The organism is Aquabacterium parvum, assembly GCF_001447195.1.
GTDB classification, from domain to species: Bacteria; Pseudomonadota; Gammaproteobacteria; order Burkholderiales; family Burkholderiaceae_C; genus Aquabacterium; species Aquabacterium parvum.
In genome coordinates this window covers 1-668 of record NZ_LFRI01000612.1, presented here as the reverse complement: position 1 = coordinate 668, position 668 = coordinate 1, and the positions used below count along the sequence as shown (strand labels likewise).

General features: G+C 59.9%; 1 protein-coding gene. It reads right to left on the bottom strand.

All coding sequences use genetic code 11. The features are described 5' to 3' along the window. Nucleotides 1-148: 148 nt before the first annotated feature. Nucleotides 149-668, bottom strand: a 520-nt coding sequence (locus tag ABG80_RS20975; protein WP_152987785.1) for a transposase, incomplete at its 5' end; no start/stop codon positions are given.

The following is a 668-nucleotide window of genomic DNA, read 5'->3' as shown; positions in this document are numbered from 1 at the left end:
CAGGCTGCGGAAATACCCAACGGGCGCAGCTTCGCTGCTGACGCAAGGGCTCGTTTTTCGATGATGCGGGTCGACTCCGACGCCAAAACACCCCATTTCAAGCCCATTTTGGCCTGATCTGAGGCCATTTCGGGGTGTTTTGCCCTCATCACGCGACCTCCAGACGGACTTGTCCCAAGGTGCGCATGCGCACGAGGTTATAGGCGGCCATGGCCATCATGAAGACTTGGTCGACCTTCTTGATGCCGCGCACCATCACCTGACGGATCGGGCCAATGAACTTGGCCCAGCCAAAGCCCTGCTCGATGAGCTTGCGCTTTTGCATCGAGATGCCGTAACCCTCGGTGCTGGCGATCTCATCAGGCACCGCTGACTTGCGGTTTGACTTGTTCTGCGCCACATGCGGCGTGACCTTCATGTCTTGCAGCGCTTTGATGAACTCGGCGGCGTCGTAGCCTTTGTCGGCGCCCAGGGTGATGTCACCTTCGGGGTTGGCCTGGCGCACATCGGCCACCATGGCCTTGGCCGCTTCGCGCTCAGCATGGCCATCAGCCTGCGTGACCATGGCGTTGACGATCAGGCCATTGCGGTTCTCCATCAGCGTGTGGCCCATAAAGCGCAACTCGCTGGCCGTCTTGCCTTTGCGAAACAGCCTGCTGTCTGGGTCA